Genomic DNA, 15,679 nt, shown 5'->3' with positions numbered 1-15,679 from the left:
ACTTGCGATCCGTGCTAGCGTGCCGCCTCGATCGATTGCCGTACCGAGGAAAGGACGCCAGATGACGCCACAAAACGAACAGGCCACGCAGACCCTCGGACCGCTGGTTAGCCATCATGGCCGATCGCGGACCGCCATCGTTCCGCTGATTGCCGCCATCGTCTTCCTGCTTTGCAGCGCGGTCATTCCCTTGGCGCTGATGAGCGGCGCGCGTGTCGATCCGACGAAGCTGCCGTTGCTGATCGGCGTGTCCGTCGGCATGGTGGTCGTCGGGTTGCTGATGGTGCTGGGCTGGAAGCTGACGGCGCTGAAGACGGAACTGGCCCTGCACGAGCACGGCGTGGCCGTCTACCGACGCGGCACGGCGCTGGTCGAGTCCGTGCCGTTCGTCGACATGGCCGACGTTTACCTGTTCCGCACGGGCGGCTATGCGGGCGGTATCATCAACGCCCTGGCTTTCCGGCGCTCGCCGCAGGACCCCTGGGTCGACGTGCTGGACAACCGTCGCAATTCGTTCGCCTTGCGCGCGGCGATCGTCGAAGGCCAGGTCGTCGCGCGTCTGCCGGTGGCGCTGGCCGCCATCGATGCGGGCGAGGCCGTGCGGTTCCACGCGATCGATCGGAGCACCCGGCTGACCAAACGCCTGATCGGCGGGATGCTGAAAGTCGATGCCCACGCGGTGGATATCGGCGCCACCCGTATCGACGTGCAAGGCACCAGCATTCCCCTCGCGCGTATCCATCGCATCGAGGGCGCCGGTTCCGACGGCACGATCAGGCTCCTCGACGAGCAGGGCAAGCTGGTCCACGCCTTCGATTACCTGTGCCTGTTCAGTGCCGACCTGTTCCTGGCCGTGCTGGCGGAGCTGATTGATCGACGCACCCCTGCTTACCAGGGCCTCATGGCGCACTGACGATGTCGCATCCGGTGCTGCGCGCGCCCTGGCATGCCGTGGTGGGCGTTCCCCTCCTGTTGTGCCTTGCCGGGCTTGCCCAATATGGGCTTCTGCTGCGTTTCCCGCCGGCGGGCGTGGCCTCGCTGGCGTGCATGGCGCTGGCGTTCCTCGGTGCGGTGCTGGGCACGGTGGGTATCGTCATGACCCACCGCCTGGCGACGAAGGGCATGCAGTCCCGCGACATCCTGGTGCATGCGTTCGCCCAGTGGCACGCTCGCCTTCCCCGGTTGCTGACCTGGCAGCTGCTGGCGGTGGGCTCGGGATTCGCCGCGGGAAGCTGTTCGATGCTGATCTGGGGATTCGTCAGCCACGACATCCGCTTCGGCGTCATCATTACGATGTTCTCCGTGTTCACCGCCCTCATGATCTGGGTCGCGGTGTCCAGTGCCCGCGCGGAAGCGCTGCCCTTCGCGCCGCAGCCCATGCACCTGCTCGCTCGCAGCCTCACGCGTGAGGATGCGCCCGCGCTCTGGGCCATGACCGACGACGTGGCCGCCACGCTGGCCGCTTCTCGCCTGGATCACATCGCCGTCGGATTGCTGGATGGCTTCTTCGTAACCTCGGGAACCATCCGCGCCACGCACGCGGGCGAGTTGCACGGACACACGCTCTATCTGTGCGCGGCTCATCTGCCTTGGCTGGCTGCCGACGAACTGCGCGGCATCGTCGCCCACGAGATGGCGCACTTCAGCGGCCAGGACCTGGCCTACAGCGAGCGCTTCGCACCGATCTACCACGGATTCGAGCGACGAATAATGTCGTTGGCCGAGTACGAGCACGATAACTGGATCGGCAAGGTGTTCCTCAGGCCCGGACGCATGGTGGCCATGTATGCGCTGTATCGGTTCCGCGCCGTCGAGCGTCACTGGAGCCGGGTGAGGGAGCACGAGGCGGACAAGGCCGGTGCGGCGCTGGTCGGCGCGCCGGCCTTTGCCGTCGGCCTCACGCGCGCGATCCTGCTGGAAACGCGCTTGCATGCGTTGCTGGCCGCGATCGAGCCCTCCGGCCAGGCGGGCGAGGACATCGTCGAGCAGCTTCGCCTCAGCATCCAGGACACGCCGCTGACCGACCTGGGCGATGAGCGCATGGCCCATCCGTTCGATGCGCACCCGGCGCTTCCCGAGCGACTCGATGCACTCGGCGTGTCCCTCGACGCTGCCGTGCGGCAGGCGTCGGCCGGGCGATCGCCGTCCTCGGTCGCCCCCCAGACGTGCCACGGCATCCTGCCCTGGCAGGCATTGACCCTGGCGCTGACCGACGAACTGCACGAAGCCTTGCGACACGCGAACCGTGCGATGCCTTCTTCCCATTCCCCTGTAACGAGCGAGTCCGCCTCATGAAAAAACGCTACCTGCCCCTGGCCCTCATCGCCCTGCTTGCCGGCTGCAGCGGCCGCAGCGCCGACTACGCCATCGACAACCCGACCGACAAGCCGTTGTCGCTCACCATCGACGGCAAGACCTACGAGGTGGCGCCGCATGAGGACAAGGAACTCTCGCTGGACGCCGGCGAGCACACGATGAAGGGCGATGTCGTGGGCGACATCAAGTTCATCTCGTACTACCGCGGACGTGGCGGCATCATCAATCCCACGCTCAGCGATTACGTGATCTATCGCCAGAGCTTCGAGAAGGTGGGTTCGACCTCGCCCGGTTACACGGGCAAGCTGGACCAGGTGGTCCTGGAAGGCGTGACGTTCGAAGGCACGATGAGGCAGTCCAGCGATCTGTTCATCGACAAGGACTGGACCTACGGCGTGGACGAGGAACTGCCGGACAGCGTCGTGGAACATGAGAACGGCTCGAACAACACGGTGCACAACAAGATTTTTCGCGCCAAGGATTTCATCGTCGCCTTCCTCGGGAAGAACCCCGATGCCAAAAAGGACTTTGAGGCGAACCGTCAGAAGGATGCCCCGCCGGTGGTGCGCAAGGTGACGATCCTGCCGGCCACGTTGCCGCCGATCGACAACGCGGAAGTGCAGCAGCTCAGCCTGCCGCTGCGCGAGAACTACGCGAAGTACCTGAAGGCCAAGGACGTCTCCGAGCAGGAAGCCCTGCAGAAGGAGAACTTCAAGCTGAGCATGGCGTACTCGCATGCATCCGTCGAAATCATGCAGAAGGGATCGCTTTCCAAGGAAGTGAACGAGCAGATGAACGCGTTCCAGGAGGCCATGAACCGGGCCTACGGATCGACCGCGTTGGTCGAGCCGTAAACCGCACATCCTTCACGTTCCCCTCCGGTGGGGTGACGCAGTCTGCCAGCCTCACCAGGAGACCGACCATGACGACGATGACGCTTCCCGAGCTTGCCAAGAAGATGGCCGACATCGACTTTGCGATGTTGCAGACCTTCACCTCATCCGGCGAGATCGCCGGCCGTCCCATGAGCAACAACGGTGACGTGGAGTACGACGGTGACAGCTGGTTCTTCGCCTATGAAGACACCCATGTGGTTCGCGAGATCGAAGCCAATGACCATGTCGCGCTGTCGTTCACCGGCTCCAAGTCGCTGCTCGGCAAGCCGCCGCTGTTCGTCGCGGTCGAGGGCAGGGCACAGGTGATCCGTGAGAAGTCGGTGCTCCAGCAGCACTGGCAGGACAAGCTGGAACGCTGGTTCGAGCAGGGCGTGGACACGCCGGGCATCGTGCTGTTGAAGGTGCACGCTATCCGCATCACGTGGTGGAACGGAGAAGACGAAGGCGAGATCCTTCCGTAAGAACACACGAACCCGGTTTGCGGCACAGCTGACGCTTCTGCGAACCGGGTCACACTTCGGACGTCCATACACTTTGCCGCCCGCACTCTGCGGACGGCAAGGCTAGTATGGAAACGGGACGGTGTTGCGGGGTCGGTCGAGTCCGCATGCCTTCGATGGCGCCACACGGGTCCCGAACGACCGGAGGTGATACCCATGAAAGCTCTTTTCGCGCTCAAGAACATGCTTACGCCGAACAAAAGCCTGAAGTCGTACGCCTGGTACATCTGGTACTGACCGTCCCCTCCACGTTCCGCTAGCGGAACGCAGCCGACGATCGGGACCGCACCAGGCGCCGGGGTTTCATGGGCAAACGGTGCGGTCCCTCCTTGCCAGACGTAGGGAGACGTATGCACGCTATCGGCAAGCATGCCAGGACGACCGTCTTCGCACCGAGGCTGCAAGCCTTGTTGCGGGAGCATGGCGGCAGCGATGTGTTCCGGCTGGACGCGACCACCGTCGGCGTCGCCGGGCCCGGGATCATGGACCGCGTGCTCGCCGCGCGCTATGCCACCGAGTTCGAGCGACCCACCTTCAAGCCGTTGCACGGCCGCTCCATCCCCCGCACCGACGCGGCCAGGCTGATGCAGGCCGTGGGTCGCGACGTCCGCCTGGCCCTGAAAGAGCCCGTACCGACCGGCGTGGACTTCACCGGCGAGTGGCCGGGCGTCGGCCATGTCTACCTGCGCGACATGCTGCTGGGTCACGATCCGCTTCGCTTGCGCTTCCTCATGGACCGCGTGCTGGAGCTCACGCCGAAGCTGACGTGGGCGGTCATCGTCACGGGTGCGCTGTCGTCGCTCAAGCTGGGCCCCGATGCCTCAGCGATCGCCGCGCTGACCGCGCAGGCGTCTACGTATCACGACCGGCGCTATGCCATGGGGCTTTACCGGCGCACCGTCGCGCCGGTCTGCTTCACCATCTCGACGCTGGTCGCCAATGCGATGTGGCTCGGCGCGCCGTTCGACGATGGCGATTCGAACGTGAATATTATCCACGAGTCCATGCGATTGCTCCCGCCGTCGTGGAACATCCTGCGCAACGCTTCACTGGAATACGCGGCTCTGGACCCCCGCATCGGCGAGAAGGACGACGTGCTGGTCTTGCCACTGCTGAGCCATCGCGATCCCGCCCTCTGGGACGATCCGGACGTTTTCCGTCCCGAGCGGTGGAACGACCTCGACCCCGACAACCATCCGGGCTACCTGCCGTTCGGGCATGCCTCGGAGCGCTGCTGGGGACGGCACATGGTGATGCCGCTGGCGGAGCGGTTGCTCGACATGCTGCGCAACAACGGGCTGGGCGTGAGCCCTCGGCAGACCGCGGCGAAGGTGCCGCTCGCCGGCTTGCTAGGCGTGGACGGGGTGAAGATCGTTCACATCGCGTCGCCGGGCCGTCGCGTATAGCTTCGCGCCCTTCGTTTTTAGGAACGTACCGCGATGCCACGTCCCGGTTCATGGCTTCTTCCGCTGTTGGTGATGTTCGCCGTTGCCGGCTGCCGTGCGCCGCCGGGTGCGGCAACGCATATCACCCGTGCGGACCGGCATGCCGCAGCGACGGTGATGACGGCGAGCGGGCCCGTGATTGGCGTGACCTCGGCAGAGGGGCAGGCCTATCTCGGCATCCCCTATGCGCGTGCGCCCGTCGGGGCCCTGCGTTGGCGTGAGCCGTTGCCTGCGGTGCCGTGGCACGCGCCGCGCGATGCCGCGGCGCTTGGCCACCAGTGCGTACAGAATCTCAGTCCCGGGGCACAGACCGGCAAACCGAGCCACTGGCTGGTGATCGGCGACGAGGATTGCCTCAACCTCAATGTCTATACGCCGCCGACCGCGAAGCCCGGCGATCGCAAGCCGGTGATGGTGTGGATCTATGGCGGTGCGCTGGTGCTGGGTGCCAACCGTCAATACGATCCCAGCGTGCTGGCACGCCGGCAGGATGTCGTCACCGTGGCGGTGAACTACCGCCTGGCGTCCCTGGGCTTCCTGGCCCATCCGGCGTTGCGTGCCGAAGCCGGCGGCGCGGCCAACCTCGGGTTGCTCGATCAGCAGGCCGCGTTGCGCTGGGTGCGCGACAACATCGCCCGGTTCGGCGGCGATCCCGGCAACGTCACCCTGTTCGGCTAATCCGCCGGGGCGTGGAGCGTCTGCGCGCAGCTGGTGGCACCGGGTGCACGGGGCCTGTTCCAGCGTGCGATCATGCAAAGCGGCCCCTGCACGCTGAACGAGTCGACCGTGCCGGTGGCCGACGCCGACGCGGGCGGCGTTCGCTACGCGGCCGCCCTCGGCTGCACGGGAGCAGATGTGGTGGCCTGCCTGCGGCGCCTGTCACCGCGCGGCGTAAATGCCGCGCTGGCCCCCTCGCGCGGCGTGCTGGGACCGCATGCATGGAACTTCATCGCCGGCGACAGCGTGCTTCCGGAGGCGCCGCGCGAGGCGTTCGCCCGCGGCCACTTCGCCCACGTGCCGGTGCTCATCGGCAACAACGCCGACGAGGGGCGGCTCTTCGGTTTCCTGCTCGGCAAGCTGGGCCAGCTCGACGACCGGCGCGATTACGACGCACGCATGGCCAGCACGTTCGGCGCTCACGCCGACGCGGTGGCGGGGGCCTATCCGGCCGCGCGGTATCCTTCGTTGCGTGACGCGTATGCGGCGGCGGTGACCGACGGTGTCTTCGCCTGCCCGACGCTGTCGCTGTCGACCATGCTGGCCCGCGCCACGCCGACCTGGCGTTACGCGTTCACGGACCCGCAGGCGCCGTTCGCGCTCTCGCGCAAGGCCGACCTGGGCGCGTACCATGCGTCCGAGATCGTGTACCTGTTCCAGACACGCTGGGCGCTGGCGGACCCCGCCCGCTTCAGCCCGGCGCAGCAGGCGTTGTCCGACCGCATGCAGAGGGACTGGGCCACCTTCGCGCGCACCGGCCGCCTGGCCGGCACGCCGGAGGGCGCCCCGGCCAACGTGCTCTACGGGCCGTCGCGAACCCCGGTGGACGAGGGCGTGCCGCGGGTGGGTTGCGCGTTCTGGGACACGATGGGCCTGTAGCGTCAGGCGCGGCCGATCGGCGTCACGAGGTGGGGGCGCAAGCGCCGTACCAGCGGCAGGATGACCAAGGCGGTGCCTGCCGCGGCGATCATGCCGACGACGCGGCTGCTGTGGTCGGCGATGAGGCCGTAGAGGATGGGCGCGATGCCGCCCGAGCCGATGACGCCGGTGTAGAAGAGGGCGAAGGCCCGACCGGTATCGCCGTCGGATAGCTCCGGCACCGTGCCGTAGAGTACGGAAGAGGTGCCGTTCAGCACGATGCCGAGCAACGGCAGCAGCACGAGGGTGGCCCACAGCGGCGTGACCAGCGTCGCCACGATGAAACCGGCGGTCGCCGCTTCCGTCAGCATGACCGTGCCGACCACGCCCACGCGGTCGCCCAGCCAGCCGCACGTGGCCTTGCCGAGCGCACCACCGATGAAAACCAGCGCGAGACACAGGCCGACCATCGGGGAATCGCCGCCTTTCCCGTGGACGAGGAACGGCAGGAAGAGCAGGTAGCCCATGCGGGTCGCGGTATCCAGGACGCCGATCGCTATCAGCACGCCAAAGCCGTTACGACGTTCGCCGTGCCGCGCGGCGGATGTGCTGTGCCCGCCCGCTCGCATGGAAGGGGCCAACGCAAACAACGCCATCGAGACGCCTGCGCCGAGGATCGCCATCAGGACGAGCACGGGGCGCCACGCCAGCAGGGGAATCAGCAGCGCGACGATGGCCGGCAGGATGGCCTTGCCCAGGTCGCCGGAGAAGTTGTAGATCCCCAGCGGCCTGCGCGATCCCGCGCCATAGGCGTCAGTGATCAGCGTGGACGCCCGTGGGTGCTGGATGCTGGAGCCGATGCCGGCGATGACCAGCCCGAGACAAAGCCCGGCGAAGCCCGTCGGCGACGCCATCACCGCCATCCCGATGGCGGCAAGTACCGTGGCCAGCACCAGCGCCGCCCGTGGGGAAACCGTCCGCAGAAGGCGGTCGGCCGGCATCTGCAGGCCACCCATGGTGGCGTAGTAAAGCGCACGGAGGAGGGCCAGGGCGGCATACGACAGTCCGAACTGGGCCTGCCAGACGGGGAGAAACGCATAGAGGCCATCGGTGTAGCCGTCGTGCAGCGCGTGCGCGAGACAGGCCGCCACGAGGCTGCGCGGGCGTGTGTCGGCCGGTGTGCCCGATGCATGCGTCGTCGGGGCAAGGTCGGTGGAGGCAGGCATCCCGCATGGTACCCAGGTCGCCAAATCGTCGACAAGGCGATGGGCGATCCCGGCCAGGCCGGGCGGCAACCGCAACCCACCCTTGGCAAGTGTCGCAGGCGCAATTTAATGCGCTTGGCTGAGCCGACTTACTCGGCAACCGCAAATGGCTTTTTTGCCGGTTATGCGTATTTAGCGTCAAGGTTCGGTGAATTTTGCCGATAAGGTTCATACGGCCGGTGGGCGTCTGAAAAGGCCGGGCACGATTCAGCTCACGCAAGTCCACGCTTGTCGGCATTTCGGCCAGTTCCATGGCCCGCGCTCAGTCTGCCCAGGGGGGCACCATGCAACTCATCAAACTCGCATCACGAAACAAGCTGATCTTTGGCGGCTTTGCATCGATCGCCCTCGTGGTGATCGTGCTTGTCGGTATCGTCTACGGCGCGCTCCAGGCCATGGCCCAGAGCACACGCATGGACCTGCACACCAACCAGGTGCTGCGTGTCGAGGGCTCGCTGCTCAACGCACTGGTCAACATCGAGACCGGCGAACGGGGTTTCCTCGTCACCGGCAAGGATGCTTCACTGGAGCCGCTGCGAAACGGCCAGGCGGCCTACGCGGACGCGTTCGGCCAGCTTCGCAGCCTTACCGTCGACAATGCGGAGCAGCAGCGCCGTCTCACCGACCTGGACACGGGCTATCGCGCGTGGATTTCGGGCGCCATCGACCCGGTGATCGCCCTGCAGAAGCAGCAGGCCGCGTCGGGCGGGTCCAGCCCGGAAGCGCTCGCCTTCGAGCGTCAGGGCAAGGGCAAGGCGCACATGGACGAGATGCGCGACTTGCTGGGCAAGTTCGTGGGTGCCGAGACGGCGCTCCTGGAACAGCGTTCGGCCGAAGCGACGGCGACGCGTGCGCGTACCAACGTGATCCTGCTGGGCGGCGGCCTGCTCGCCATCCTGGCCATCATCGGTGTCGCCACCGTACTGGTGCGTAGCATTCTTACCCCGCTGGAAAGCGCTTCCTCGGTCACGACGCGCATCGCGGAAGGCCACCTGGGCGAGTCCTTCGCAGTCACCCGCAGCGACGACCTGGGCCGCATGCTCAACGCCTTGCACACCATGGACGAGAACCTGGCGCGCATCGTGGGTTCCGTGCGTGAGAATGCCCTGCAGGTCGAACACGCGGCGCGTGACATCTCGGCCGGCAACGACGACCTGTCCAACCGCACCCAGGAGCAGGCGTCCTCGCTCGAGGAAACGGCCGCGTCGATGGAGGAGATGTCCTCCACGGTGAAGCAGAACGCGGAGGGCGCCGCGCTCGCCCGGCAGATTTCCCAGGGCCTGCGCAGCGAAGCCAAGAGCGGCGGCGCGGTGGCCGAGGAAGCCGTGGAAGCGATGAAGCAGATCACCGAGGCCAGCCGGAACATCGGCGAGATCGCGGTGCTGATCGACGAAATCGCCTTCCAGACCAACCTCCTGGCGCTGAACGCGGCCGTGGAAGCGGCGCGTGCCGGCGAACAGGGGCGCGGCTTCGCGGTCGTGGCCGCGGAAGTGCGCAACCTTGCCCAGCGCAGCGCGTCGGCCGCCAAGGACATCAAGACCTTGATCGGCACCACGGTGGAGCGTGTGAGCACGGGCTCCGACCTGGTGAACCGTACCGGCAAGGCGCTGGTGGAGATCGGCAGCAGCGCGACCAAGGTCGCCGACATCATCAATGAGATATCCTCCGCCTCGCAGGAGCAGTCGGCCGGCGTGGAACAGGTCAATGTCGCCGTGGCGTCCCTCGACGACGTGACCCAGCAGAATGCCGCCCTGGTCGAGGAAGCCAGTGCCGCCAGCCGGCAGGCGCTGGAACTGGCGCAGGAATTGACGCGCCAGGTATCCTTCTTCAAGCTGGCGGATGCCGCTACGGTTCAGAGCACCGCCCCCGCGGCGGTGACGACGGCCCGGCCGGTCAAGGCACCCGTGGCAAGCACCGCCCGGGAAGCCGCGCTGGTAGCGGTCGCCCAGCCCGCGCTTGCTTCCGGGCAGTGGCGCGAGTTCTGAGGCAACGGCCCGGTTACGTTCCCTCAAGGAGCTACAGGCGCGTCGCTCAGACGTGCCTGTGGCTCAGTCATGCCCGCCGTGTAAAAAACCACACGGCTGGGTAGCGAACTTCACGGCAAGCTCATTTCTTGAAGGAGAAACGGGTGATGTCGTGCTTGGCGTACTTGTTGTCGTAGTACGCGTTTCTAAGCTTCGCCATCTGTTTGGGTTTGAGCTCGGCGGCCTTTTCTCCCATGGGGACGTTTTCCCTCCACCATTTGCCGGCGGTCTTCCTGGTCAGCGTCTTTTCGCCAATGCTTTTGAGCTTGAAGTCGAAGCGCTTTCCGATGGCCTTGTCCAGCTTTTCGTGTGATGTGGTGACTCGTCCGGCCAGATCCTTCTGGACGGGTGATTTTTTCTTCTTGGCGATCTGGTCGTCGATGATCGAGGCATAGTGGGCAGCACCACCTGGCTCGGGCAACGATGTGCCCGTCAGCAGCTGGGGAAAGCTGTCCAGCATCGTGGACTTGAAACCGGTTACGGAGGCCTTGTTCCTGGTTCTCATTTTCAGTTTTGCGGCGAGCATCTCCGCGCGCATACCCGAGCCGACGTCATGGATGTTCAACGACGTTCGGCCGGTGATGTCTTCCACATACGACTGCATCGCAGGGCGGCCCATCAGCGACAACATGCTCTTTGCCGCAGCCTTCGTCGTCACATCGTCGTTGTGAAAGGTCTTCGGCGTATACAAGGGTCCCATCGCCAGGCTTTTCATCACGCGGCTTTCGATAGTGGCATGGGACAGGCTGAAATCGTCGGGCAATATCTTTTCGTACGAGGTGATGCCGCCCATATCCATCCAGCCTTGCGTCCAAGCCATGCCGGTGGGCGCGATGTGATCCTTGGCGGTGAAGTTCGCCGTCAGTTTCAACGCATACGACCCGGGCGAGGCAGGGTTTTTGGGGTTGCTGTAGGTCGTGGGCAGGCTTACCTGGGTAAACACGCCTGGCGAGGTCTGTGCATCGATATTGCCGATGCCGGTCACGAAGGCATCGCCGGTCAACGGCGTGGCCTCGCGCTTGACGCGCTTGACGACGACGCCTTCGTCGCTGAGTGAGCGTTTCCTGGGAAGCATGCAACGATCCTTTCAGTCACGGGGGTGGTGATCCGGGATTCACGTTTCGTGCCATGCTCGGCGCCGTAAGGTGGCCGAAAGGAATGGGCCGTACTCCTACGTTCGTTCCGCCGCCACGACATACGAGTTTTCCCAACATGATCGCTGCGTTGTTGCTCGCTGCCGCTGCCACGTCCACCCCCGCGAAGTGCCTTGCCGCGCCGATGCCGTCCGCGGCGTCACTTGCCCATGCGGCAGCTGCCGCACCCGCGGACGGGCCGCAGGCCATGCCGCTGATCCATACCGAGGGCACGCTGCCGCACACCGGCATCCACGACGCCTCCGCCGCCGCCATGCGCGACTTCGGCTACATGCTCGATCTTGCCCTGGCGTGGCGTAACACGCGGGATCGTGCCTCGCTGGATCGACTGGCGACGTATCTCGACGCATGGACACGCGTGTACAAGCCCTCGTTCGATCCGATCGACGAGACCGGCCTGGGCCATGTCATCGCTGCCTACCAGTTGACCTCGGCCGATCTTCCGGCCGACGTGTCGCGGCAAACCCGTGATTTCATTCGTCGCCTCGGCAGCGGTTACCTGGACCAGATGGATACGCACGTGGGCGATCCGCACGGCATCTGGAGCAACAACTGGCAGAGCCATCGCGTGAAGCTGGCCGTGCTGGCGGCCGCGGCGGTGAACGACGATGCGCTTTTCGCCCGCGCGCGGGCGGCCTTCGTCCGGCAACTTTCGATCAACATGAAACCGGGTGGGGAAGTGGTCGATTTTGCCGAGCGCGACGCGCTGCATTACGTCACCTACGACCTCGAGCCGTTGACCCTGGCAGCGGTGGCAGCGCGCACGCACGGTGAGGACTGGTTGCGATTGCCTGGCAACGACGGACAGACGCTCGCATCCGGACTGGATTGGCTGCTGCCGTATGCGGAAGGGAAGCGCAGCCACGAAGAGTTCGTGCATTCGTCGGTGAAGTTCGATGCCGCGCGCGCCAAGGCGGGGCTTCCGGGTTTCTCCGGGGCATGGGATGCGGGCAACGCGCGTGCGCTCTACTGGTCGGCAAGTTTGCTCGATGCGCGCTATGCGGACGTGGCACGAAAACTTGCGCCGGAACCACCGCGCTGGTTGTGGGCGTATGCGCTGCCGTGCCAACCGTAGTGGCGAGCATCCGCTCGATGCGCGTCATAGGCATTCGTCGTCTCGATGAACCTTTCGTCAGGCTTTCCTTGGATTGAATCTCGAATAACTCATTTTTAGCAAATAGGCCGAATTCGTCTTCAGGCATGCGTAGCTTTGCCGCTAAGGGGAAAACCCTTCCGGAGTCGGCCCCGTCCATGACCATTCGCCAGCGTATCGTGCTGCTAGTCAGTGTTTCTGTTCTTGTTGCCTTCGCGCTCGGTGCGGGCGGCCTCTACGAACTGCGCGAGACCAATCGGCAGCTCACGTCGGTATACCAGTCCTCGCTGCTGCCCATCGTCGAGGTGACGACAGTGCGTGACCTGTTCAACGACACTCGCACCGGGTTGAACCGGGCCTTGCTCAAAGGCACGGTGGAGGCGGCCTTGGAGGAGCGTTCCGCCAATGCGGATGCGGTGCGAAAGATGGATGCCATCTGGTCGCACTACTACCCGGCCATGGTGAGCTCGCCCGACGAGGACGCCAACGCCAGGGCATTCATCGCGGCGAGGACGCGTGCCCGTGTTCTCAAGGACAAACTCGAACCGCTCATGGCTGCCGGCCAGCACGGTGCCGCCGTCGACTTCATGCTGGGCACGGTGGGACCGGCGTTCGGCGAAGAGTCCAAAGCCATCGACGTCATCGTCAAAACCAATGTCGACGAGGCGGCGGCAGCCTATGCCATCGCCGTCCGTAGAGAGCATTCGGTCATGGTGGCCGTGACCGTCGTGGTCATCATCTCGCTCATCGTCCTGGTCGTTGCGGGCGTGATGCTTGCCCGGTCCATCATGGCCCCGCTGATGCGTGCACGTGCACTGGCGGGCCGCATCAGCGACGGCGAGCTCGGCCATAACCTGGACGTACAGGGCAGGGACGAGGTCAGTGACACGCTGCGGTCGCTGGCCACCATGGACACCACCCTTGCCGGCATCGTCCGGACGGTCAGGGACAATGCCCAGCAGGTCAGTCACGCCGCGAGGGACATCGCCGCAGGTAACGACGAGCTGTCGTCCCGGACCCAGGAGCAGGCGTCTTCGCTGGAGGAAACCGCCGCATCCATGGAAGAGATGACCGCATCGGTACGGCAGAATGCCAGCAGCGCCGCCGCCGCGCGCAGCCTTGCGCACGCGCTGACGGAGCAGGCGGTGTCCACGCGCGTGCTGGCCGGCGAGACGAGCGGTGCGATGGATCGTGCGAGCGTCGCGAGCGGAAAGATCGAGGGGATCGTTGCCGTTATCGACGAGATCGCGTTCCAGACCAACCTCCTTGCGCTCAACGCCGCCGTCGAGGCAGCTCGCGCCGGCGAGCAGGGCCGAGGCTTCGCAGTCGTGGCGGTCGAGGTACGTCGCCTTGCCCAGCAAAGCGCCGTGGCGGCCAAGGACATCAAGGCGCTGATCGCCACGAGCAGCGATCGGGTCAGTGAAGGCGTCGCCCTGGTGACGCGCACGGCGCAGGCACTGGCGGAGATGGAGTCGGGTACCGCCAAGGTTGCCACCTTCATCGGCGAAATCGCCGCCGCCAGCGCGGAGCAGGCCGCCGGCATCGATCAAGTCAACCAGGCCGTCACCGACCTCGATTCGGTCACGCAACAAAATGCGGCCCTGGTCGAAGAGGCGAGTGCGGCCAGCCAGCAGGCCAGTGAACTGGCCGACGAACTGATGAAGCAGGTGGCCGTCTTCCGTTTCGCCACCGAACGGACACCGTCCAGGCAGGCGGATGACGAGCACGCACCGACGCGCGTGGCTGCCGCTTTCGCTGTAGCCGAGGCATGAAGAAATTCAAGGCTAGCAACGGATGGCTAACGCCTATGGCTTGCATGGCCATCGCTTTCCTGTCCGGCGCCGCGCGGGCCGACGACAAGGTGGTGGACCTGCGGCTGTCCACCGGTCAGACACAGCGCGTGTTGACCGCCACAGCCGAACATTCCAAGGGAACGATCGTCATGTTGCCCGGTGGCGAGGGTGACCTGGGCCTGGAACGGGGCGGCGACATACGTCACGATCACAACTTCGTCGTCCGCACGCGTGCGTTGTGGACGAGTCGTGGCTACTCGGTGGTCATTCCGGATACCGTGGATCGCGCCAACTTGCGCGGCATGCGCAGTTCGCTCGAATACGCCGGTCTGGTCGCCGACCTTGTAGCCTTTGCGCAGAAGAACCTCGGTGGGCCGGTGTTTCTCCTGGGCACCAGCCAGGGTTCGATCGCCGCCATGAACGGTGCGGCCCACGCGAAGCACGGCAGCATATCGGGTGTCGTGCTGACCGAGTCGGTGTCCGTCATGGGCGGCAGCGGCGAAACGGTGTTCAGCGCCGATCCGAGGGATGTGAGGGTTCCCGCTCTGGTGGTCGCCAACCGTGACGACCGATGCGACGTGGCACCGCCCGGCGCCGCACCGAGGATTGCTGCGGCCCTGTCCGCCAGTCCCGATGTTTACGTGCTTCATGTGGCGGGTGGGACGTCCGAGTCCCGCAAGGCGTGCGGTTCGCTGACGCCGCATGGCTACTACGGCATCGAGCAGGACGTCGTGTCACGCATCGTCGAATGGCTTGACAGGCACAGGGGATAACGACGTAACGATGACCACGGTGCGCGATGGCACCGGGCATCGTCAGGCCACATGTTCTGCCAGTCGGTCGCCCAGACGGGTGCTCACGGCTAGCATGGCGGCGCCGCAGCCCCAGCCCGGTGCGGAACCCGGCGGCCCGAGCAACCTGACGACCAGGCCCGTGGCGGTCTGTAGTGTCTCGTCCCCACTGGCCATGGCCTGGAACTGGAGCAGCTTGGCCCGGAAGCGCGCCTCTTGGAGGTCGGCATCCAGCAGGGCACGGTTCATGGCGATGGCGCCTTCGGCCATTTCGGTCGTTTCAAGTATCCAGTCGCCCACCATCTGGTCCATGTCTCGTCTTCCCCGTTTCGACGACTCATAGTTGACATGGCGATTGCGAAGTAGTTGTCAAATTCCCGCGTAGTGACGGAATTTGCGTATCGTTTCCTGGGGACTGCGTGGCTTCCAGGGTTGACGAGTCAATCCATCCGTTCGTCTAGCGGGGTGTATCCGTGCCGCCGTGAACGGGCAGGGATGCCATATCCACGTACGATGCGGCTGCTTCGTCGAGCGTCTGCAACGGAACCATGCGGGCAATCATGGACAAGCTCGCGTCGATATCCTGAAAGACCGGGTCTTCCCACAGTCGGTCGACATCGGTACCGGATCGCATGGTCACGATGTAGACGATTTCGCCATGCGTGCCCTCACCCAACAGTGGGCGACTTTCGTCCAGCAGGCCCAGCTCCCGGCCTCTGCGATGCTGTGCCGCCAGAAATGCCAGAAGTTGTTCCCGATTGCCAGGGTTGGGTCGGTAGGCCACCACCAGTATGCGTTCCACGTCCGTCTCCTCGATGCCAACGTGC

General features: G+C 65.3%; 14 protein-coding genes and 1 pseudogene. 11 read left to right on the top strand and 4 right to left on the bottom strand.

The window, feature by feature from the left end; genetic code table 11:
* Positions 1-61 precede the first annotated feature (61 nt).
* The 7 genes and pseudogenes from FA89_RS16385 to FA89_RS20710 all read left to right on the top strand — a co-directional run bounded on the left by FA89_RS16385 (position 62) and on the right by FA89_RS20710 (position 6,753).
* Positions 62-913 carry a hypothetical protein gene (locus FA89_RS16385; protein WP_036142287.1) on the top strand — a complete coding sequence of 284 codons (852 nt, stop codon included), beginning with the start codon at positions 62-64 and terminating at the stop codon, positions 911-913.
* 2 nt (positions 914-915) lie between these two features.
* Positions 916-2,295 (top strand): M48 family metallopeptidase, encoded by a 1,380-nt coding sequence (locus FA89_RS16380; protein WP_036142285.1) that lies wholly within the window; start codon positions 916-918, stop codon positions 2,293-2,295.
* On the top strand, positions 2,292-3,170 hold the full coding sequence (locus tag FA89_RS16375) for a hypothetical protein (protein WP_036142284.1): 879 nt from the start codon (positions 2,292-2,294) through the stop codon (positions 3,168-3,170). The genes FA89_RS16380 and FA89_RS16375 overlap by 4 nt, the downstream gene beginning before the upstream one ends.
* A gap of 68 nt (positions 3,171-3,238) precedes the next feature.
* Positions 3,239-3,673, top strand: coding sequence for a pyridoxamine 5'-phosphate oxidase family protein (locus FA89_RS16370; RefSeq protein ID WP_036142283.1), 435 nt, complete (start codon positions 3,239-3,241; stop codon positions 3,671-3,673).
* Positions 3,674-3,868: 195 nt separating this feature from the next.
* Positions 3,869-3,949, top strand: coding sequence for a tryptorubin family RiPP precursor (locus FA89_RS20985; protein WP_369931351.1), 81 nt, complete (start codon positions 3,869-3,871; stop codon positions 3,947-3,949).
* Between the two features lie 113 nt (positions 3,950-4,062).
* Positions 4,063-5,118: a cytochrome P450 gene (locus FA89_RS16365; protein ID WP_036142281.1), complete on the top strand. Its 1,056-nt coding sequence runs from the start codon at positions 4,063-4,065 to the stop codon at positions 5,116-5,118.
* Positions 5,119-5,151: 33 nt separating this feature from the next.
* Positions 5,152-6,753 (top strand): annotated as a pseudogene (locus FA89_RS20710) (carboxylesterase/lipase family protein).
* 2 nt (positions 6,754-6,755) lie between these two features.
* On the opposite strand, the gene FA89_RS16355 reads toward FA89_RS20710, so the two are convergent.
* On the bottom strand, positions 6,756-7,958 hold the full coding sequence (locus tag FA89_RS16355; RefSeq protein ID WP_036142279.1) for an MFS transporter: 1,203 nt from the start codon (positions 7,956-7,958) through the stop codon (positions 6,756-6,758).
* Positions 7,959-8,281: 323 nt separating this feature from the next.
* Here FA89_RS16355 and FA89_RS16350 point away from each other — a divergent pair, with 323 nt between their 5' ends.
* Positions 8,282-9,982 (top strand): methyl-accepting chemotaxis protein, encoded by a 1,701-nt coding sequence (locus FA89_RS16350; protein ID WP_051938885.1) that lies wholly within the window; start codon positions 8,282-8,284, stop codon positions 9,980-9,982.
* Between the two features lie 121 nt (positions 9,983-10,103).
* Here the strand turns inward: FA89_RS16350 and FA89_RS16345 are convergent, their stop codons facing one another.
* Positions 10,104-11,096, bottom strand: a complete 993-nt coding sequence (locus FA89_RS16345; RefSeq protein ID WP_036142277.1) for a hypothetical protein — start codon at positions 11,094-11,096, stop codon at positions 10,104-10,106.
* A gap of 137 nt (positions 11,097-11,233) precedes the next feature.
* Here FA89_RS16345 and FA89_RS16340 point away from each other — a divergent pair, with 137 nt between their 5' ends.
* The 3 genes from FA89_RS16340 (at position 11,234) to FA89_RS16330 (ending at position 14,834) form a co-directional block, all read left to right on the top strand.
* Positions 11,234-12,250 (top strand): alginate lyase family protein, encoded by a 1,017-nt coding sequence (locus tag FA89_RS16340; RefSeq protein WP_185754434.1) that lies wholly within the window; start codon positions 11,234-11,236, stop codon positions 12,248-12,250.
* A 176-nt stretch (positions 12,251-12,426) separates the two neighbouring features.
* Positions 12,427-14,040, top strand: coding sequence for a methyl-accepting chemotaxis protein (locus FA89_RS16335; RefSeq protein ID WP_051938884.1), 1,614 nt, complete (start codon positions 12,427-12,429; stop codon positions 14,038-14,040).
* Positions 14,041-14,084: 44 nt separating this feature from the next.
* Complete coding sequence (locus tag FA89_RS16330; protein ID WP_221174333.1) at positions 14,085-14,834, top strand: alpha/beta hydrolase; 750 nt, start codon at positions 14,085-14,087, stop codon at positions 14,832-14,834.
* Between the two features lie 42 nt (positions 14,835-14,876).
* Here FA89_RS16330 and FA89_RS16325 read toward each other — a convergent pair whose 3' ends face one another.
* Positions 14,877-15,164 (bottom strand): hypothetical protein, encoded by a 288-nt coding sequence (locus FA89_RS16325; protein WP_036142273.1) that lies wholly within the window; start codon positions 15,162-15,164, stop codon positions 14,877-14,879.
* A gap of 145 nt (positions 15,165-15,309) precedes the next feature.
* Entirely contained in the window at positions 15,310-15,654 is a 345-nt protein-coding gene (locus tag FA89_RS16320) for a hypothetical protein (protein WP_185754433.1), read from the bottom strand.
* Positions 15,655-15,679 lie beyond the last annotated feature (25 nt).

It is taken from the genome of Luteibacter sp. 9135, assembly GCF_000745005.1.
Lineage (GTDB): Bacteria > Pseudomonadota > Gammaproteobacteria > Xanthomonadales > Rhodanobacteraceae > Luteibacter.
This window is presented reverse-complemented; position numbering and strand designations above follow the sequence as displayed.

Excerpts from the sequence above, each read along its gene's own strand:
- FA89_RS16350 (WP_051938885.1), top strand. The coding sequence starts at position 8,282 with ATGCAACTCATCAAACTCGCATCACGAAACAAGCTGATCTTTGGCGGC.
- FA89_RS16355 (WP_036142279.1), bottom strand. The coding sequence starts at position 7,958 with ATGCCTGCCTCCACCGACCTTGCCCCGACGACGCATGCATCGGGCACA.
- FA89_RS16325 (WP_036142273.1), bottom strand. The coding sequence starts at position 15,164 with ATGGACCAGATGGTGGGCGACTGGATACTTGAAACGACCGAAATGGCC.
- FA89_RS16380 (WP_036142285.1), top strand. The coding sequence starts at position 916 with ATGTCGCATCCGGTGCTGCGCGCGCCCTGGCATGCCGTGGTGGGCGTT.
- FA89_RS16370 (WP_036142283.1), top strand. The coding sequence starts at position 3,239 with ATGACGACGATGACGCTTCCCGAGCTTGCCAAGAAGATGGCCGACATC.
- FA89_RS16385 (WP_036142287.1), top strand. The coding sequence starts at position 62 with ATGACGCCACAAAACGAACAGGCCACGCAGACCCTCGGACCGCTGGTT.
- FA89_RS20985 (WP_369931351.1), top strand. The coding sequence starts at position 3,869 with ATGAAAGCTCTTTTCGCGCTCAAGAACATGCTTACGCCGAACAAAAGC.
- FA89_RS16375 (WP_036142284.1), top strand. The coding sequence starts at position 2,292 with ATGAAAAAACGCTACCTGCCCCTGGCCCTCATCGCCCTGCTTGCCGGC.
- FA89_RS16330 (WP_221174333.1), top strand. The coding sequence starts at position 14,085 with ATGGCCATCGCTTTCCTGTCCGGCGCCGCGCGGGCCGACGACAAGGTG.
- FA89_RS16345 (WP_036142277.1), bottom strand. The coding sequence starts at position 11,096 with ATGCTTCCCAGGAAACGCTCACTCAGCGACGAAGGCGTCGTCGTCAAG.
- FA89_RS16365 (WP_036142281.1), top strand. The coding sequence starts at position 4,063 with ATGCACGCTATCGGCAAGCATGCCAGGACGACCGTCTTCGCACCGAGG.
- FA89_RS16335 (WP_051938884.1), top strand. The coding sequence starts at position 12,427 with ATGACCATTCGCCAGCGTATCGTGCTGCTAGTCAGTGTTTCTGTTCTT.
- FA89_RS16340 (WP_185754434.1), top strand. The coding sequence starts at position 11,234 with ATGATCGCTGCGTTGTTGCTCGCTGCCGCTGCCACGTCCACCCCCGCG.